Origin of the sequence: Idiomarina piscisalsi, from assembly GCF_003987095.1 — a bacterium.
Taxonomy (GTDB): Bacteria; Pseudomonadota; Gammaproteobacteria; order Enterobacterales; family Alteromonadaceae; genus Idiomarina; species Idiomarina piscisalsi.
In genome coordinates, this window is the sequence record NZ_PIQA01000011.1 from 98,010 (window position 1) to 113,862 (window position 15,853).

The following is a 15,853-nucleotide window of genomic DNA, read 5'->3' on the forward strand; positions in this document are numbered from 1 at the left end:
TGCACGTTACCCTAAGTTAAATAACCGCTCGGCGTTATTCGTTGTTTGGCTCGCCAGAGTTTCTGCGGACATTCCCAATGCTTCGGCTACCGCTGCACCAATAACCGGTACATACTTCGGTTCGTTCATTTTTGGGCGAGGTTTAATGCCTCTAGGCAGTAAAAATGGCGCATCCGTTTCCAGCACTAACCTGTCGAGCGGCATGCTCGGTAAAGCTGCCATTAACTCGCTGTTACGACGTTCATCGCAAACCCAGCCTGTTACACCAAACCAATGGCCTCTTGCCATATACCGCTCTAACTCAGCAGGACCACCAGTAAAACAATGCGTTAAACAGGTCGTACCATCATCGCAGTAGCGGTTCAACAATTCAATTTGTTTATCAATAGCGTCACGCTCGTGGAGGTACAACGGTAAGTTAAGCTCATTCGCTAACTTGATTTGCGCAACGAATACTTGTTCCTGAGTGTCTTGAGGCGAATAATTTCGGTTAAAGTCGAGCCCACACTCGCCAATGGCAACAACAGCTTTGTGCTCAGCAAGTGCTCTTAACTCATCAGTAAAATTCTCGGGGGCTTCTCCAGCGTCATGGGGGTGGATACCAGCAGTCATTACTAACTGCTGTGGGTATTGCTCACAAAGCTTTATCGCTTCTCGCGTTTCTTCGAGCGAGGTCGCTATAATCAGCTGCCTTGTCACTCCAGCTTTTTCCGCAGCCTCCATCACTTCAGGCAATACTTTCAATAACCGTTTGTTGGTTAAATTCACTCCTGCATCAAACCACATCGTTAAGCCTCATCAGCGGTTTCTTTATCGTTCGACTGAGACGGTGTATACCAACGGCTTATTTGCAAGCCCAGCTCAAACAGTAACCACATTGGAATAGCGAGTAAGGTTTGCGAAATAACATCCGGAGGCGTTAACAGCATGCCGACAGTAAACGCCCCAACAATAATGTAAGGCCGTTTACGTGCCAACGATTCGCGAGTACTGACACCACTCCATATCAACAACATAATGGCGACAGGTGTTTCAAAAGCAATGCCAAAAGCCATAAATATGGCCAACACAAAATCGAGATAACGGCTGATATCCGTTGCAACCGTAACGCCTTCGGGAGCCGCACCGGTAAAGAACGCCATAGCAATGGGTAAAACAACAAAATACGCAAAGGCTACACCAGCGTAAAATAACAAAGTGCTGCTAATAAGCAGCGGCACTACTAAACGTTTTTCTTTGCGATAGAGCCCCGGTGCAATAAAGGCCCAGAGCTGCCAAAGTAAATAGGGAATGGCGAGTGCCAGTGCGACAACAAAGGTGAGTTTAAACGGCGTGAAAAACGGTGCAGCAACGTCAGTCGCTATCATTTGCGAGTCGCCGGGTAGCGCCACTAACAAGGGCTGAGCCAACAAGTTATAAAGGTCGTTCGCAAAATACGCCAGTGCCGCAAAGACAACCAGTACAGCTAACACCGACCGCAACAGTCGATTGCGCAATTCCAGCAAGTGATTCAGTAACGGTGAGTCACTCATTCAGTATCCTTGCTTTTATCTGACGTGTTCGATGAATTAGAGTCGTCGGATTTTTTAGAATAGGGGCGCTGAACGTCGGCGGCGGCATTTCTCAGTTCGACGAGCGAACGTTGCAACTCTGGGCTAAGGTTTTCGAGATCCTGACTCTCGGCCTGCTTTAAGTGCTCATGTAACTCTTTAATACGAAGTTCGTGGTCAAGTTCACTTTGGACTTTTTGCGTGTATTGGCGAACACCACTGAGCATACGCTGGAAACCACGAATGGCAGAGGGGAGCCGCTCGGGACCGAGTACCAGCAGCCCGACAATTGCTATCAGCAATAACTCCCAAAAGCCAATATCGAACATTTACGACTTTCCGGATGTATCCGAGTCGTCATGTTGCTCTTTGTCCTGCAGCGACTCTTTTTTCTTATCTTTGCTGTCCTTGTCATCGGCTTCGTCGTTCATTGACTTTTTGAAGCCTTTTACGGCATTACCCAAGTCGGAGCCCATATTGCGCAAGCGCTTGGTGCCAAACAGTAAAACAACAATAACGAGCAGAATCAGTAACTGCCAAGGTGATATACCCATGTGCTTTCCTATAATCGTTTTTAGTTAAATTCGCCGTTCGATGCTTTCGGCCGGCTTCGCCAGGCTATAACAGCTAACAATACTGTAATTATACCAGAGCCTATGGTTGGCGCCGACAATTCTGAGTCAGTCCATAATAACGTGGTACAAATGAGTCCACTGGCACTTAACAAGGTCCAGAAGGTTGACGTTGAGGCCTGTCGTTGCGCGCGGAGCTGCGCTTCCCATCGACGGTCGTTCTGTTTGGGTTGAGTCTGATACTGACGCAGGCTCTCGTAAATCATGTTCGGTATTTCCGGCATTTTCTCCGCCCAGTAAGGCGCATTTTCTTTTACCGAGCGCACCACGGCACGCCAGCCGAGTTGCTCATTCATCCAACGCTCAAGGAATGGCTTTGCTGTTTTCCACAAGTCGAGTTCCGGGTACAGCTGACGCCCCAAGCCTTCAATGTAAAGCAACGTCTTTTGCAGCAGAACTAGCTGCGGCTGCACTTCCATTTCAAACCGGCGGGCGGTATTAAACAGGTTAATAAGCACATGTCCGAACGAAATTTCCGCCAATGGCTTTTCAAAGATAGGCTCACAAACCGTGCGAATAGCCGATTCGAACTCTTCAATGTTAGTGTGGCGGGGTACCCAGCCGGAATCAACATGCAGCTCGGCAACCTTGCGGTAGTCGCGGTTAAAAAAGGCCAAAAAGTTTTCCGCCAAATAGCGCTTGTCGTCCCGATTCAACGTGCCGACAATACCGAAATCGATACCAATATAGCGTGGGTGCAGCGGATCGTCTTTGGCCACAAAAATATTGCCCGGATGCATGTCGGCGTGAAAGAAGCTGTCGCGGAAGACTTGTGTAAAGAACACTTCAACACCGCGCTCGGCCAGCTTTTTCATATCGACACCACGGGCTCGCAGAGTATCAACATCGCTCACCGGTATGCCGTCAATACGCTCCATCACCATTACGTTATGGCGGCTGTAGTCACTGTAAACTACCGGGATATACAGCATGTCAGAGTTTTCAAAATTGCGCTTAAGCTGAATCGCATTGCCAGCTTCACGCAATAGGTCCAACTCGTCCAGCAATGTCTTACGGTATTCTTTAACCACTTCTTTGGGCTTTAGACGACGCCCGTCGGGCAGGTGTCGCGCCGCCACAGAAGCCAGTGTTTCCATCAGCTCAAGGTCAGCATGAATGGTTTCCCGAATGTCTGGCCGAATAACTTTAATGACGACATCAACAACCTCGTCGGCTTGTTGCAGCTTCGCAGTATGAACTTGCGCAATGGACGCTGAAGCCAATGGCGTCGTATTAAAGTCGATAAAACACTCATCAATGCTATTAATGTTTAATGACTTCTCTATAATTTTCTGTGCGGCTTCGCCGTCGAATGGCGGTACCTTGTCCTGCAGGCGCGCCAGCTCAATAGCAATGTCCGGCGGCAGTAAGTCCCGGCGTGTCGAAAGCATTTGACCAAATTTAACCCAAACAGGTCCCAGCTGCTCCAATGCCAACCTTAGGCGAACCCCAGCCGGCTTGTCTTTGTGCTTATTCGGCATCCAAAATAGCGCATGACGACCCAGGCGTATCGTCCAGGGCAGCCAACGAGCCGGAATTAAGTCATCCAGCCCATAAGTCAGTAAGGTTTTAGTGATTTTGTAAAAACGCCGAGTCCGCATTAGCTCTTCCTTTCCCCGAACTGCCTTTGCAGGCGCTCTACCTTTGCACGCAATTGCTGCATATTGTCTTTGAATTCATTAAATTCTTCGCGCGTTGGAAGCAACTGTTTCTCATCTGTGACAACGCCTCTAAACCAACGTTTACTTTCTTCCAACCTTTTCTCGACGTGGCTTCGACTTTTGTGCCACAGTTTCATGAACCAATGTGCGGGGGCATCTCCGAGCGTATTCGCCAATTCGGCTTCCCAGTCGACCTCTAACGACTTAAACAAGCCCACCAGCTGTTGCGCCAGCATAGGGTCACCGTCAATATCGAGCTGGTCGGCCTTAATTAGACGCGTTAAATTGGCGGTATCCTGCAGTTCCGGTAAAACGCCAAGTTCAGTGCTTATGCAGCAGTCAACGTCATCGCTATCCGCCGTGCTGATATAAATACCCGCTTCATCCACACTAACGGTGGTTGTAAACGGCAACTCTTTAAGTTTCAGCCGAACCCGTTTACCTGCTAAACGGCGCAGTCTTTCAGAGCTTTGCGCGTCTTTTTTTAACAGCGAATTTGCTAACTTCTCAAACAGAACCGTTGGCAATAGCGGTAATAACGTCATTAGAACTTATATCCTCTATGCAGAGCGACAACACCGCCTGTCATATTTTGATAGTCGACTTTTTCGTAGCCGGCGGTTTCCATCATCGACTTTAGAGTGTCCTGATCAGGATGCATACGGATCGATTCCGCCAGATACTGATAACTATCGGCGTCATTCGCAACCACCTGCCCCATTTTGGGCAGTATATTAAACGAGTAAAAGTCGTACACCTGATTTAAGGTGGCTGATACAGGTTTAGAAAACTCCAGAATTAACAGTCGACCGCCAGGCTTTAAAACACGCAACATAGAGCTCAACGCTTTGCCTTTGTCGGTCACATTACGCAGACCGAAAGCAATGGTAATGACATCAAAGGTATTGTCGTCAAACGGCAACTCTTCCGCGTCTGCCTGCACATAACGCACGTTGCCAACAACACCTCTGTCACGCAGTTTGTCGCGGCCAACTTTTAACATAGCGTCATTAATGTCCGCTAACACCACTTCGCCTTCCGGTCCCACCCGACGCGAAAACTGTGCGGTTAAGTCGCCTGTGCCACCGGCAATATCCAGCACTTTCATGCCTTTTCGAACACCGCTGCAGTCAATGGTGTAACGTTTCCACAGCCGATGAATGCCAAATGACATTAAGTCGTTCATGACATCGTACTTTGACGCTACCGACTGGAACACGTTGGCGACCAGGTTTTTCTTTTCACTTCTGGCCACTTTTTGGTAACCAAAATCTATCGAATCGTCTTTTCTATCGTTCATTCAAACTGTCCCGAACTCAATTTCCTGTAGTGTACTTGATGTTCACACTTGAGCATAGTGGTCACGCCTTGGTAACCACCGCTCAATCAGCGCATTTGCGCTTTGCGGATACTCTTTCAATACAATTTCAGCAATTCGCTGAGCTTCCGGAATAAGCGGCTCGTCACGCTCTAAGTCCGCCACTTTCAATGCCGCCAAACCGGTCTGTCGATGACCAAGCAACTCACCCGGTCCACGAATTTCTAAATCCTTCTGGGCAATCACAAAGCCGTCGTTACTTTCACGCAAGACGCCGAGCCTTTGCTGAGCCGTTTGCGACAACGGACTGTGATAAAGCAACACACAGTGACTGGCAACCGACCCTCGCCCAACTCGCCCACGCAACTGGTGCAATTGCGCTAACCCCAAACGCTCTGGGTTTTCAATGATCATCAACGACGCATTGGGGACATCCACTCCGACTTCAATAACCGTTGTTGCCACCAAAAGATCAACGTCACCCGCCTTAAATGCCTGCATAACCTGTTCTTTTTGTTCATGCTTGAGGCGGCCATGCACTAATCCGATATTTAACCCCGGCAATTGCTCTTGAAGATCGTTAGCGGTGTCCTCCGCTGCCTGGCATTCCAATACATCAGACTCTTCAATAAGCGTACACACCCAATACGCTTGCCGGCCTTCGCTCTGACACACGTCCCGCACGCGCTCGACTACGTCCTGTCGTCGTGTATCCGGCACCGCCACCGTTGTCACCGGGGTTCGCCCCGGCGGCAGTTCATCAATGATGGACGTGGCCAAATCCGCATAGGCTGTCATGGCCAGGGTTCTTGGTATTGGCGTTGCTGTCATAATTAATTGATGCGGATGCACACCCGCTTGCACGCCTTTCTCACGTAATTGTAACCGTTGATGCACCCCAAAACGATGCTGCTCGTCAATAATCACCAACGCCAGGTTTTTATATTCCACGTCGTTTTGGAACAGCGCATGCGTGCCCACCAACAAGTGAATATTGCCGGCTTTTAATTGCTCAAGTAGCTCGCTGCGGCGTTTACCTTTCGACTTACCACTTAACCAGGCAACATTGACACCCAGCGGGCTTAGCCACTGCTCAAACGTAATCGCATGCTGCTCTGAAAGCAGCTCCGTCGGTGCCATCAACGCCACTTGGTAGCCCGCTTCAATAGCGGCTAATGCGCTCAGCGCCGCCACCAGTGTTTTACCTGAGCCGACATCGCCTTGCACAAGCCGCATCATGGGGGCTCCCTGTGCCATATCACCAGTAATTTCACCCACGACACGCTGCTGTGCATTAGTCGGAGAAAACGGAAGCTGGCTTAAAAAGGGCTGGGTTAAACGCCCGGTTCCGGTGACTTTAAATCCGGCTTGTTGCTGTTTCGAGTGGCGCAGTTGCAACATACTTAACTGATGAGCAATAAGCTCTTCCATCGCCAGACGCTGCTGAGCAGGGTGTTCACCTTGTTCAAGCGCTTGCAGAGACACATCTGTTGGAGGCTTGTGAAGCGTTAAGATCGCTTGTTCCAAGGACAAATGATGCGGTTGTAACGTATTGGGAAGTAGTTCGGGTAAGGCGCCCGGTGTTAAGTAACTGAGCGCTTGTTCGATGACCTTTCTTAGCAACCCTTGAGTGACCCCCTCAGTCATGGGGTATACCGGTGTCAGCGTATCTTCGGTGGGCATGGCCTCGTCGCCCCGCATCACCTTGTATTCCGGGTGAATCATTTCCCAGCCGGTCATGCCCCGGCGCACTTCACCAAATGCCAGAATTTTTGTCCCGGCTGCAAACTGCTTTAACTGAGCGGCACTGAATTGAAAGAACCGCAATGTAATACTGCCAGTGTCATCAGACGCCTGGCATATCAACATACGACGTCGGCCATATTTAATATCGGCATGGCGCACAGTGACCAGAACATTCGTCGACAGCCCTTGTCGCAACTGAGCGACTGATTCAATGCGGGTACGATCTTCGTAACGAAGCGGCAGGTGCAATAAAGCGTCACTGACAGACTCAAGCCCGAGTTTTTTCAGCTTAACCGCTACTTTGTCTCCAACGCCTTTTAGCACCGTTAATGGAATTCGGTGCAGCCCGTTTTCCGGCACAATGCCCCCTTACCGTTTTTCCCGCATAGCTTGCCACCAACTGTCGTTCGCAATAATTTGCCCACCGTCGTCAAGTTCGGGGTAGTCAATGCCTTTGCGCTTACACGCTTTCGCATAAATAGGATGCCCGCCTTCAAAAAGCACCCGGTGACGCTCTTGCGCACTAATTTGAGGCGACTGATACATACCGGCCAGTTCACGCTGTCGCTGTGCTTCATAAAACATCACCGCACCCGCCACCGAAACATTCAAAGATTGCACCATACCGACCATAGGTATCATCACATGCTGGTCGGCCTGTGCCAACGCCTGCTCAGTCACACCGTACTTCTCCTGCCCCAGCAAAATAGCTGTCGGCTTGGTGTAATCAATGTCCCGAAAGTCGACCGAGTGCTCTGATAAATGCGTAACCACAACTTGCATACCCTGCTCGCGGACTGTGCTAATAGCATCATCCATCGACTTATGATTATGAATTTTCACCCAGTTCTGACTGCCAAGCGCTGTGCCACCTGACAATCGCGCTTTCTTCGTAAGCCATACGGCGTGCATTTCATGCACACCTACCGCATCAGCCGACCTAACTACCGCAGATAAGTTATGGTTCTTATGAACGTTCTCCATAATGACCGTTAAGTCAGGCTGGCGTTTATCGAGCATTTGGTTAATTCTTAAATAGCGTTCAGGACTCATTGCATTTTTTCAAAAAAGAACTAATTATTAGCAGTATACCTGAGTCGATGAATCAGTCCTAACCGCAGTTAAGCGACCCATTTCTCGTCTTTAGTAAAGGCGACCGTCAACCACCAGCGATACCCTAGCTTTATAATTTGACTGTGTATTTTTTCGCGAATGGCATCCTGTCGTAAGACCGTGACAGAAAAGTCGTCGGGTCTAACAATAAAGTCAATTTCCAAAAATACAGTGCGACCTACTTTTTGAATGCGAACCACACTCGAGTCGAAATTATTTTCTCTCTCGACCTCTTCCACAATACGGTTTAACTGCTTAACTAACTTCCCTTTCGGCTGAAAACCGATGAGTTCTTTCGCACTTTGGATTAAGCCTTTCAGCGGAGTAGCAATAAACGCAAGTGACGCCACCAACACTAAGACCGGATCTATATAGGGCACCCACTCTTCCATCGAAACACGCATGAGTATTAGCGCACCAACAAAGCCGATAAATATGCCCGTGGACAAAATGGTATCGAGGAACCATTCGTAAGACTCAGAGCGAACCAAGTCTGACTCCAAATTGGCTGAGGCTTTTTTAAAATAAAAGTAGACACCCGCACAGACAACCGAGGAGATAAGCGAATACACCAGCGCCACATCGATGTTCACGTCACTGCCACCAGCGGCGATATTAAAAGCGGCGGCAAAAGCAGAGTACACGCATAAGACAATTAACGTGAGGTATTTAACACCGACTAAAAAAGGTTCGATAGCGCTTTTACCGTAAGGAAAAGATGCGCTGTCGTCGGCATTCACATTTTTAGCAGCAATGAGCGACAAATAAGATAGCAATAAACTAATGCCCGAATACAAGCCGTCAAAAAGCACCACTGACGAACCGGTTAACAGCCCAACCACAATACCCGACACCGTGAAGAACAACGAGGCCAAGACCGATAACGATAACAGTTGTGACTCTAACTCCGGGTCGAGCTTTTTACTGAACATTACCTATCCTTACGATAAAAATTTGCTGAGATATTGTTCATACCGAAGAGTTCGCAGAGTCTTCGCCCTTCTTCCGAGTAGGCTTCCGCAAAAATCCCCTTAGCTTGCGGGGTTTCCTTTAAATACTGATTCAAGAGACGATACCCCTGGCGTATGAGTTTCATTGCAACAGAACTGTTTCGCAACGTCTTCGTCACCACGACGGCGCTAATATAAACATAGTGCGGTGCTGTTTGAGCATCCTGCCCTGAAACCACGGTGAACTCAGTCTCAGAGCACTTCCCCTCTAAAAACGCCATTGTTTCATCTGTTTTTACGCGCATGGCTGAGAAGTGGCCTAACATAGTGTCACCCTGCATAGCACAAACAAACAATGACATATTGTTCCGACGATGCTTTAACCAATACTGACTCTCGTTATCTTGCGAGTCATAGCCGGAAATATCATCGGCTGATAGCGCGACGGTTTTTTCAACAATGTCATCAACGGTGTAGCCCATTCCCTGTAATTCTGCATAGGTGAAAAAGCCGGGGCTTAACTGTTTTTCTTGCATTAACTTCGTACCGCTTTTTTGGTGAGCCGACGCATTCTTACAATGCCCAAAATCGCTACAAATAAGACAAAACTAACACTAATCGCAGCTATCCCGGAATATATCGCTAGCATATTAAGCGGCTTTTTCTGGATAAGTGATTCAGCTAACACGAATAGTAACGGCACCGCCTCGAAAAAGAACACGATAATAGCAATGTAGTTTATCGTGCGGGTTTCTTTTTCTGCCTGCGCAGCATTCGACAGGTTTACTCGCTGTTCGAGGAAGCTTTGGTTCTTTCGGTACGTTTCCAGCGAACGATCAATATCGAACTTTTCGAATAAACTGTCAGCCAATTGCTGCGCTGAGGGGTATAAAAATATATCCAGATCCCAGAACAAAATTGCTGACTTAAAATCGCCCATTAAGTCATTAATGTCGTCCAGCTCCAGTTCCTCATCGGTTTGAATTGAATGAGTCACTCGCAAGTTCGCACGTTTTATAGACGCCTCTCTGAACATAAGCAACTCAATAATAAAAGTCAGCATTAAGTCGCGTCGAATAGCCTTTACTGATGTGCCGGACAGCTCAGGATCATCCCTGTCCAGGTTGTCATCGTATCGCAGTACCGTTGTCTTACTGGCGTAAATTTCACTGCTGTTGTAAACCGCTATATTGTCCTGCCAACCGCCATTTCCAAAGGTTGGTAGCAACCCCGCCGACTCCATTACGTCAGACTCATACATTTCGTTGGCAAATATCGACGGCTTTAAGGTTTCTGGCAGTTTTCGTCCGGTACTAAGACAAACTCGCGCCTTGCCAGATACCTGCAAGCCATGATTTTTCTTTAAATACGCATAAAAGTTAGCATTACGCTCGTCGCCGTCAGTTATTTCAATACCTTCACGCGATACTCTGTCGAGTAGCTGAGTTATCGGCTCACCAGTAACACCAAACACAATGGTCAAAATACATAGCTGAGTGCGTTGGTTAAGCGTGAAATACACATCGCCCGGAAGCTGTTCGCAGTTGGTATCTTTTTCGCTTTCACCATGAAAATTAAATGAAAAGCGGCCTAGCGTCCCACGTTCAAACTGATTCCAGCTACGATTAGAAATTTCCTCTGAAAACCTGTCGGCAATTTCACTGACATAAGAACCTTTTTCAGTTTCACTGCCTTTTAGCTCTTTACCGTCCAAATAGCAGGGGATAAACACATACGCCCGGCCAAAAAACTGATCCATAAACGCCTCCTTTTGCAAAAATATACCACTGTGGTCACAATCAATGCATTACTTTCGTGTTGCAGAAAAAGTGTTGCACAAAAACCAATGGACGGATAAGCTTCTGGACGTCCAAATAAAAATAAAGGGTAGTTTATGACAGATTCGTCGCCGCAGCCGGCAAGCGCAAAAGCACTCCTGCCTTTGGCGTTATTCCTCGTGCTATTTTTAGGCACCGGCCTGTACTTCCAAAACGAAGGGGTCGAGTACGCCTTTTATCAGCTACCAAGTCCTGTCGCCATTTTGCCCGCTATTGTGCTGGGCATACTACTGAGTAAGCAGGCCTTTGAAGAGAGAATTAACACCTTCGTTGCCGGTGTCGGTGACAATAACATCATTACCATGTGTGTTATCTACCTTCTTGCGGGTGCGTTTAGCACAGTTGCAGAAGCGACCGGAGGCGTGGATGCTATGGTGGCACTCGGGCTCAGCATTATTCCGGCGGCGTTTCTCCTACCCGGGCTGTTTATTATTGCCGGGGTTATTTCAACAGCAATGGGGACGTCAATGGGAACCCTGGCTGCCTTAGCTCCGGTAGTACTGGGTATTGGTGAGGCCACCGATATCAGTTTGCCGCTGCTCGCCGGTGTACTAGTGAGTGGTGCGATGTTTGGTGACAACCTGTCAATTATCTCGGACACCACCATTGCCGCAACACGCACGCAAGGCTGTACGATGCGCGACAAGTTCCGTGCAAACCTAAAAATTGCAATACCAGCGGCTATTGTCACTATTTTGTGGTTAGTAACTTACGACACCAGCGAAGCACCTCTGAAAATTCCTGATGCCAACCTTTGGCTCTCACTGCCTTACTTCGCGATCATCGTACTGGCGGTTATGGGGTTGAACGTTTTTGCAGTACTTGGGCTTGGAATTGTCCTGGCGGCAGCTTTCGGCATGTTCACGGTGGACTACCAGTGGGTTGCCTTTAGTCAGGACATTTATAAAGGCTTTGAAAGCATGCAGGAAATTTTCTTACTATCATTGCTTATTGGGGGGCTATCTGCGCTTATTCGCCAGCAGGGTGGTTTAGCATTCCTGGCTCAGTTCGTCGAAGCGGCAGCGAATAAAGTCAGCAAGCACAAACAACGTGCTTCAGCCATCGGCATCGCTGGCCTGACAGCATTAACTAACCTATGTGTTGCCAACAATACGGTCAGCATTCTCCTGGCAGGTGAAGTGAGTAAACGACTGGCAAAAATTGGTAATTTAGCGCCACGTCAAAGCGCGAGCCTATTGGATATTTTTGCTTGTGTTGTGCAAGGTGCGTTGCCTTATGGTGCGCAAGCTTTATTAATGGGCGCAAGCTTCAAGATATCACCGTTGTCAGTGAGTATTCACACCGGTTACTGCTTTATTCTCGCAACAGTGGCTATTGCTATTATTATTTGGCGCCGCCCGCTGGAAGACAGAGAGCCAGCGCCAGAATCGGTGTAACCCTTAAATTAGTTAGTACTCGGCAACTCTAAAATGCCGTCTATCTCAATCTGTGCGCCTTTTGGCAATTGCTTCACGCCAATAGCTGCACGGGCTGGGTAAGGTTCTTTGAAGAACTTCGCCATCACTTCATTCACAATAGCGAACTCGCCCAAATCGGTTAAGTAAATTTGCAACTTAACCATGTCCTGCAGTTCGCCTCCGGCAGCTTCACAGACAGCGGTCAGGTTTTTAAAAACTTGCTCCGCTTGTGCAGTGAAGTCTTCGCTAACCAGCTCCATAGTGTCCGGTACCAATGGAATTTGCCCAGACAGGTACACAGTTGTTCCAATTTTTACCGCCTGCGAATAAGTGCCAATAGCAGCAGGTGCGTTATCGGTAGAAATAATGACTTTTGACATACTACTTCCTTAAGCGCGTCACGCGCTGAACATCCGGCATTTTACGAATATGACGTATCACATCCGCTAAATGTTTCCGGTTTCTTATCGTTAATGCGACATCGATAAAGTAAATATTGGCGTCAATTTCTTCTGTTTTCAGTCCGTCAATATTACAACCGGTGGTCGCTATTGAAGAAGTTAACCGGGCTAAAACGCCTTGGTGGTTAATAATTTCAATTCTAATTTCAGAAATAAATTCCGCTTCTGGTTTGTTATCCCACTCAACAGGGAAGTAACGTCCCGGATCATCCTCATGACCGCGCACGTTTTTACACTCGCGGCGATGAATGACCAAGCCTTTACCGGGACTGACATGAGCAATGATGTCATCGCCCGGAATAGGTCGGCAGCATTTAGCAAAGCTAACCAGCAAGCCTTCCGCCCCTTTAATTGAAAGGCTCTTTTCAGAAGCATTCTCGTCTTTTAATGGCTGTAACTCACCCAACAGTCGTTTCGCTATAGCAATAGACATTAAGTTGCCCAGACCAATTTGCTTCAACAATTCTTCTTTCGACGCGACTTTGGTGTCCGTTAGTACACGATCAAATTCAGACTCAGGAATATCATCATAACTGACAGGTCCAAGTGCTGAGCGAAGTAAACGCTCACCCAACTGTTGGGCTTCGTCTGCTTCCTGGCTTTTCAAATACTGACGTATTTTCGCACGAGCTTTGCCCGTTACCACAAAGTTCAGCCAGGCAATATTCGGACGCGAATTCGGTGCCGTTTTTATTTCCACCGTTTGTCCGGTTTCCAGCGGTTTGCTCAGCGAGTAAGCACGATGATTGACTCGCGCACCAATGCAGGTATTGCCAATGTCGGTATGCACTGCGTAGGCAAAATCGACTGCTGTCGCTCCCTGCGGAAGCTCGGTAATACGCCCGTCCGGGCTGAATACATAAATTTCTTCCGGGAATAAGTCCGACTTAACACTTTCAATAAATTCGAATGAGTTCCCCGCGCTTTGCTGCAGTTCCAGTAGGCTCTGCATCCACTTGCGAGCCCGCACCTGTGCGGTGGTGCCGGAGTCATCAGTTTTCTTATACATCCAATGAGCAGCAACCCCACGGTCAGCCATCAAGTCCATTTCTTCGGTACGAATTTGGATTTCGACAGGTACACCATGCGGACCTTTTAATGAGGTATGCAATGACTGATAACCGTTCGATTTAGGAATGGCAATATAGTCTTTAAAGCGTGTCTCTATAGGTTTGTAGAGGTTATGCAGTGCGCCCAGAACTCGGTAACAAGTGTCCACGCTATCAACAATGACGCGGAACGCATAAATATCCATAACCTCTTCGAACTTGAGCTCTTTGGTCTGCATTTTTCGGTAAATACTGTGCAGATGCTTTTCGCGGCCCAGCACTCGAGCACTGATATTATTCCCTTCCAGGCGAGAGCTTATCTCGCTTTTTACCCGATCCGTAAATTCACGACGGTTACCCCGCGCTTTTTTAACTTCAGACTCAAGCAGTCGAGCGCGCCATGGGTAAAGCGCCCAAAAGCCTAAATGCTCAAGCTCATTTTTAATGTCGTGAATGCCCAGCCGGTGAGCCAGTGGCGCGTAAATTTCTAAGGTTTCTCGCGCAATGCGGCGACGCTTGTCCGGACGCAGGTGCTCAATGGTACGCATGTTGTGCGTTCTGTCCGCGAGTTTTATCAAAACTACGCGAATGTCCTGCACCATTGCCATTATCATTTTGCGATAGTTTTCCGCTTGCGCCTCTTCTTTGGAATTAAATTGCAGTTTGTCGAGCTTAGAAACCCCTTCTACAAGACTTGCAACAGTTGAGCCAAATTGCTCGGCGAGATCTTCCTGACTGGTTTCGGTATCTTCTATAACGTCGTGCAACAACGCCGCCATAATAGTTTCACAGTCTAACCGCATATCGGCCAGTAAGCTGGCTACTGCCACAGGATGGGTAATATAAGGTTCACCACTACTGCGCTTCTGTGTACTGTGAGCATCATTAGCCACGACAAAGGCTTCCGCCACTCTGTCCACCTGATCGGACGGCAGATACTCGCTAATTTGCGCTTTTAAACCTTCAAATAGGTACACCGAGAACTCCCCAGTTAAGACTGGACAATGGATATACTTTCAGAATAAGGGGATTTGCGAGATTTGCCAACGGTATTGATACCGTTGGCGAACTGATATCTGTTATTCAATGCCACGCAAAGCGTCAACAGCACGCAGCTCTTCTGCGTCTTGCTCTTGCTGAGCGGCTTGCTCTTCTACGTCTAAACGTGCGCTGTCAATTAAGCCATGCTCAATTTCACGCAACGCAATAACGGTTGGCTTTTCATTTTTGGTTTCAACGAGAGGCTCTTTTCCATTAGCAATTTGACGCGCACGGCGTGACGCTAACAAAATTAAATCAAAACGGTTACCTACACGGTCTACAGCATCTTCTACGGTTACGCGAGCCATGGTTTACTTACTCCCACTAAAACTTGAGTGACATTTTTCGAAAGGCTAAGAATTATACGGAATTCAGCCGGACGATCCAAGTAATTCCTTTAATACCTGCGAATATCTTACTTGCTGGTGCGGCATTTTGTGGCGTTGTGCCATAACAATGTGCTCCAACGCATTCAACGAGTCATTAAAGTCGTCGTTCACCAGCAGGTAATCGAACTCGTGATAATGCGACATTTCCGCCTGTGCTTTCGCCATGCGCTTTGCTATAACCTCTTCAGAGTCTTGCCCCCGTGCTCGCAAACGCTGCTCTAAAATAGCCAAGCTTGGCGGTACAATGAAAATCGAGCGCACATCGGGGTAATGTTCGCGGACTTGCTGCGCTCCCTGCCAGTCAATATCTAAAAAGACGTCTTTGCCTTCAGCCAGAAGCGATTCGACCACTTTACGAGAAGTGCCGTAGTAGTTATCAAACACCTTGGCCCATTCATAAAACTCGCCCGCTGCTATGCGTTTTTCAAACTCATCAACCTTTAGAAAGTGATAGTGCACACCGTCAACTTCTCCGGGTCTGGGGGCTCGTGTAGTTGACGATACAGACACTTGCATGGAGTCGTCTGCGTACTTCTCCAACAAGGCTTTTATTAAACTCGATTTGCCTGCACCACTCGGAGCAGCAACAATAAATAAATTCCCTGGCGCCGTAGATGCGGTCATAACGGGTACTCTTCTAAGAAAAGGATAGCGACTGTTGGCGTCAAAGAATAACACGGTTTCACA

At 48.1% G+C, this 15,853-nt stretch carries 17 protein-coding genes; 1 reads left to right on the forward strand and 16 read right to left on the reverse strand.

Features of this window, described 5'->3' with window-relative positions; translation table 11 throughout:
• Window positions 1–6: 6 nt before the first annotated feature.
• The 12 genes from CWI73_RS09770 to CWI73_RS09825 form a co-directional block, all read right to left on the reverse strand.
• The gene (locus CWI73_RS09770; RefSeq protein WP_126752615.1) at window positions 7–786 is read right to left on the reverse strand and encodes a TatD family hydrolase; all 780 of its coding nucleotides are present in this window, start codon (window positions 784–786) and stop codon (window positions 7–9) included.
• 2 nt (window positions 787–788) lie between these two features.
• Entirely contained in the window at window positions 789–1,532 is a 744-nt protein-coding gene (gene tatC / locus CWI73_RS09775; RefSeq protein WP_126752616.1) for a twin-arginine translocase subunit TatC, read from the reverse strand.
• Window positions 1,529–1,879 (reverse strand): Sec-independent protein translocase protein TatB, encoded by a 351-nt coding sequence (gene tatB, locus CWI73_RS09780; protein WP_053953292.1) that lies wholly within the window; start codon window positions 1,877–1,879, stop codon window positions 1,529–1,531. The genes tatC and tatB overlap by 4 nt, the downstream gene beginning before the upstream one ends.
• Window positions 1,880–2,104: a Sec-independent protein translocase subunit TatA gene (gene tatA, locus CWI73_RS09785; RefSeq protein ID WP_058578461.1), complete on the reverse strand. Its 225-nt coding sequence runs from the start codon at window positions 2,102–2,104 to the stop codon at window positions 1,880–1,882.
• A gap of 20 nt (window positions 2,105–2,124) precedes the next feature.
• Complete coding sequence (ubiB, locus tag CWI73_RS09790) at window positions 2,125–3,783, reverse strand: ubiquinone biosynthesis regulatory protein kinase UbiB (protein WP_126752617.1); 1,659 nt, start codon at window positions 3,781–3,783, stop codon at window positions 2,125–2,127.
• Window positions 3,783–4,388, reverse strand: coding sequence for a ubiquinone biosynthesis accessory factor UbiJ (locus CWI73_RS09795; protein WP_126752618.1), 606 nt, complete (start codon window positions 4,386–4,388; stop codon window positions 3,783–3,785). The genes ubiB and CWI73_RS09795 overlap by 1 nt, the downstream gene beginning before the upstream one ends.
• Window positions 4,388–5,143: a bifunctional demethylmenaquinone methyltransferase/2-methoxy-6-polyprenyl-1,4-benzoquinol methylase UbiE gene (ubiE, locus tag CWI73_RS09800; RefSeq protein WP_126752619.1), complete on the reverse strand. Its 756-nt coding sequence runs from the start codon at window positions 5,141–5,143 to the stop codon at window positions 4,388–4,390. The genes CWI73_RS09795 and ubiE overlap by 1 nt, the downstream gene beginning before the upstream one ends.
• A 42-nt stretch (window positions 5,144–5,185) precedes the next feature.
• Window positions 5,186–7,267, reverse strand: coding sequence for an ATP-dependent DNA helicase RecG (gene recG / locus CWI73_RS09805; RefSeq protein WP_126752620.1), 2,082 nt, complete (start codon window positions 7,265–7,267; stop codon window positions 5,186–5,188).
• A 9-nt stretch (window positions 7,268–7,276) separates the two neighbouring features.
• Entirely contained in the window at window positions 7,277–7,960 is a 684-nt protein-coding gene (gene trmH, locus CWI73_RS09810) for a tRNA (guanosine(18)-2'-O)-methyltransferase TrmH (RefSeq protein WP_126752621.1), read from the reverse strand.
• A 68-nt stretch (window positions 7,961–8,028) separates the two neighbouring features.
• On the reverse strand, window positions 8,029–8,952 hold the full coding sequence (locus tag CWI73_RS09815; protein ID WP_126752622.1) for a cation diffusion facilitator family transporter: 924 nt from the start codon (window positions 8,950–8,952) through the stop codon (window positions 8,029–8,031).
• Complete coding sequence (locus CWI73_RS09820; RefSeq protein WP_126752623.1) at window positions 8,952–9,506, reverse strand: hypothetical protein; 555 nt, start codon at window positions 9,504–9,506, stop codon at window positions 8,952–8,954. The genes CWI73_RS09815 and CWI73_RS09820 overlap by 1 nt, the downstream gene beginning before the upstream one ends.
• Window positions 9,506–10,729, reverse strand: a complete 1,224-nt coding sequence (locus tag CWI73_RS09825; protein ID WP_126752624.1) for a hypothetical protein — start codon at window positions 10,727–10,729, stop codon at window positions 9,506–9,508. Before CWI73_RS09825 ends, CWI73_RS09820 begins: the two co-directional genes overlap by 1 nt.
• Before the next feature lie 135 nt (window positions 10,730–10,864).
• Here CWI73_RS09825 and CWI73_RS09830 point away from each other — a divergent pair, with 135 nt between their 5' ends.
• A complete protein-coding gene (locus CWI73_RS09830; protein WP_053953303.1) occupies window positions 10,865–12,205 on the forward strand; it encodes a Na+/H+ antiporter NhaC family protein in 1,341 nt (446 codons plus the stop codon).
• 8 nt (window positions 12,206–12,213) lie between these two features.
• Here the strand turns inward: CWI73_RS09830 and CWI73_RS09835 are convergent, their stop codons facing one another.
• The 4 genes from CWI73_RS09835 to gmk all read right to left on the reverse strand — a co-directional run bounded on the left by CWI73_RS09835 (window position 12,214) and on the right by gmk (window position 15,790).
• The gene (locus tag CWI73_RS09835) at window positions 12,214–12,606 is read right to left on the reverse strand and encodes a RidA family protein (RefSeq protein ID WP_126752625.1); all 393 of its coding nucleotides are present in this window, start codon (window positions 12,604–12,606) and stop codon (window positions 12,214–12,216) included.
• A 1-nt stretch (window position 12,607) separates the two neighbouring features.
• Complete coding sequence (gene spoT, locus CWI73_RS09840; RefSeq protein WP_126752626.1) at window positions 12,608–14,713, reverse strand: bifunctional GTP diphosphokinase/guanosine-3',5'-bis pyrophosphate 3'-pyrophosphohydrolase; 2,106 nt, start codon at window positions 14,711–14,713, stop codon at window positions 12,608–12,610.
• A 102-nt stretch (window positions 14,714–14,815) separates the two neighbouring features.
• On the reverse strand, window positions 14,816–15,085 hold the full coding sequence (gene rpoZ, locus CWI73_RS09845; protein WP_053953306.1) for a DNA-directed RNA polymerase subunit omega: 270 nt from the start codon (window positions 15,083–15,085) through the stop codon (window positions 14,816–14,818).
• Window positions 15,086–15,148: 63 nt separating this feature from the next.
• A complete protein-coding gene (gene gmk, locus CWI73_RS09850) occupies window positions 15,149–15,790 on the reverse strand; it encodes a guanylate kinase (RefSeq protein ID WP_126752627.1) in 642 nt (213 codons plus the stop codon).
• Window positions 15,791–15,853: the final 63 nt, after the last annotated feature.

What these genes read in the sequence shown, in the direction of transcription:
- CWI73_RS09830 (WP_053953303.1), top strand. Translation starts at nt 10,865, where the DNA reads ATGACAGATTCGTCGCCGCAGCCGGCAAGCGCAAAAGCACTCCTGCCT.
- rpoZ (WP_053953306.1), bottom strand. Translation starts at nt 15,085, where the DNA reads ATGGCTCGCGTAACCGTAGAAGATGCTGTAGACCGTGTAGGTAACCGT.
- tatA (WP_058578461.1), bottom strand. Translation starts at nt 2,104, where the DNA reads ATGGGTATATCACCTTGGCAGTTACTGATTCTGCTCGTTATTGTTGTT.
- ubiB (WP_126752617.1), bottom strand. Translation starts at nt 3,783, where the DNA reads ATGCGGACTCGGCGTTTTTACAAAATCACTAAAACCTTACTGACTTAT.
- CWI73_RS09835 (WP_126752625.1), bottom strand. Translation starts at nt 12,606, where the DNA reads ATGTCAAAAGTCATTATTTCTACCGATAACGCACCTGCTGCTATTGGC.
- CWI73_RS09795 (WP_126752618.1), bottom strand. Translation starts at nt 4,388, where the DNA reads ATGACGTTATTACCGCTATTGCCAACGGTTCTGTTTGAGAAGTTAGCA.
- gmk (WP_126752627.1), bottom strand. Translation starts at nt 15,790, where the DNA reads ATGACCGCATCTACGGCGCCAGGGAATTTATTTATTGTTGCTGCTCCG.
- tatC (WP_126752616.1), bottom strand. Translation starts at nt 1,532, where the DNA reads ATGAGTGACTCACCGTTACTGAATCACTTGCTGGAATTGCGCAATCGA.
- trmH (WP_126752621.1), bottom strand. Translation starts at nt 7,960, where the DNA reads ATGAGTCCTGAACGCTATTTAAGAATTAACCAAATGCTCGATAAACGC.
- CWI73_RS09770 (WP_126752615.1), bottom strand. Translation starts at nt 786, where the DNA reads ATGTGGTTTGATGCAGGAGTGAATTTAACCAACAAACGGTTATTGAAA.
- tatB (WP_053953292.1), bottom strand. Translation starts at nt 1,879, where the DNA reads ATGTTCGATATTGGCTTTTGGGAGTTATTGCTGATAGCAATTGTCGGG.
- CWI73_RS09825 (WP_126752624.1), bottom strand. Translation starts at nt 10,729, where the DNA reads ATGGATCAGTTTTTTGGCCGGGCGTATGTGTTTATCCCCTGCTATTTG.
- ubiE (WP_126752619.1), bottom strand. Translation starts at nt 5,143, where the DNA reads ATGAACGATAGAAAAGACGATTCGATAGATTTTGGTTACCAAAAAGTG.
- CWI73_RS09815 (WP_126752622.1), bottom strand. Translation starts at nt 8,952, where the DNA reads ATGTTCAGTAAAAAGCTCGACCCGGAGTTAGAGTCACAACTGTTATCG.
- CWI73_RS09820 (WP_126752623.1), bottom strand. Translation starts at nt 9,506, where the DNA reads ATGCAAGAAAAACAGTTAAGCCCCGGCTTTTTCACCTATGCAGAATTA.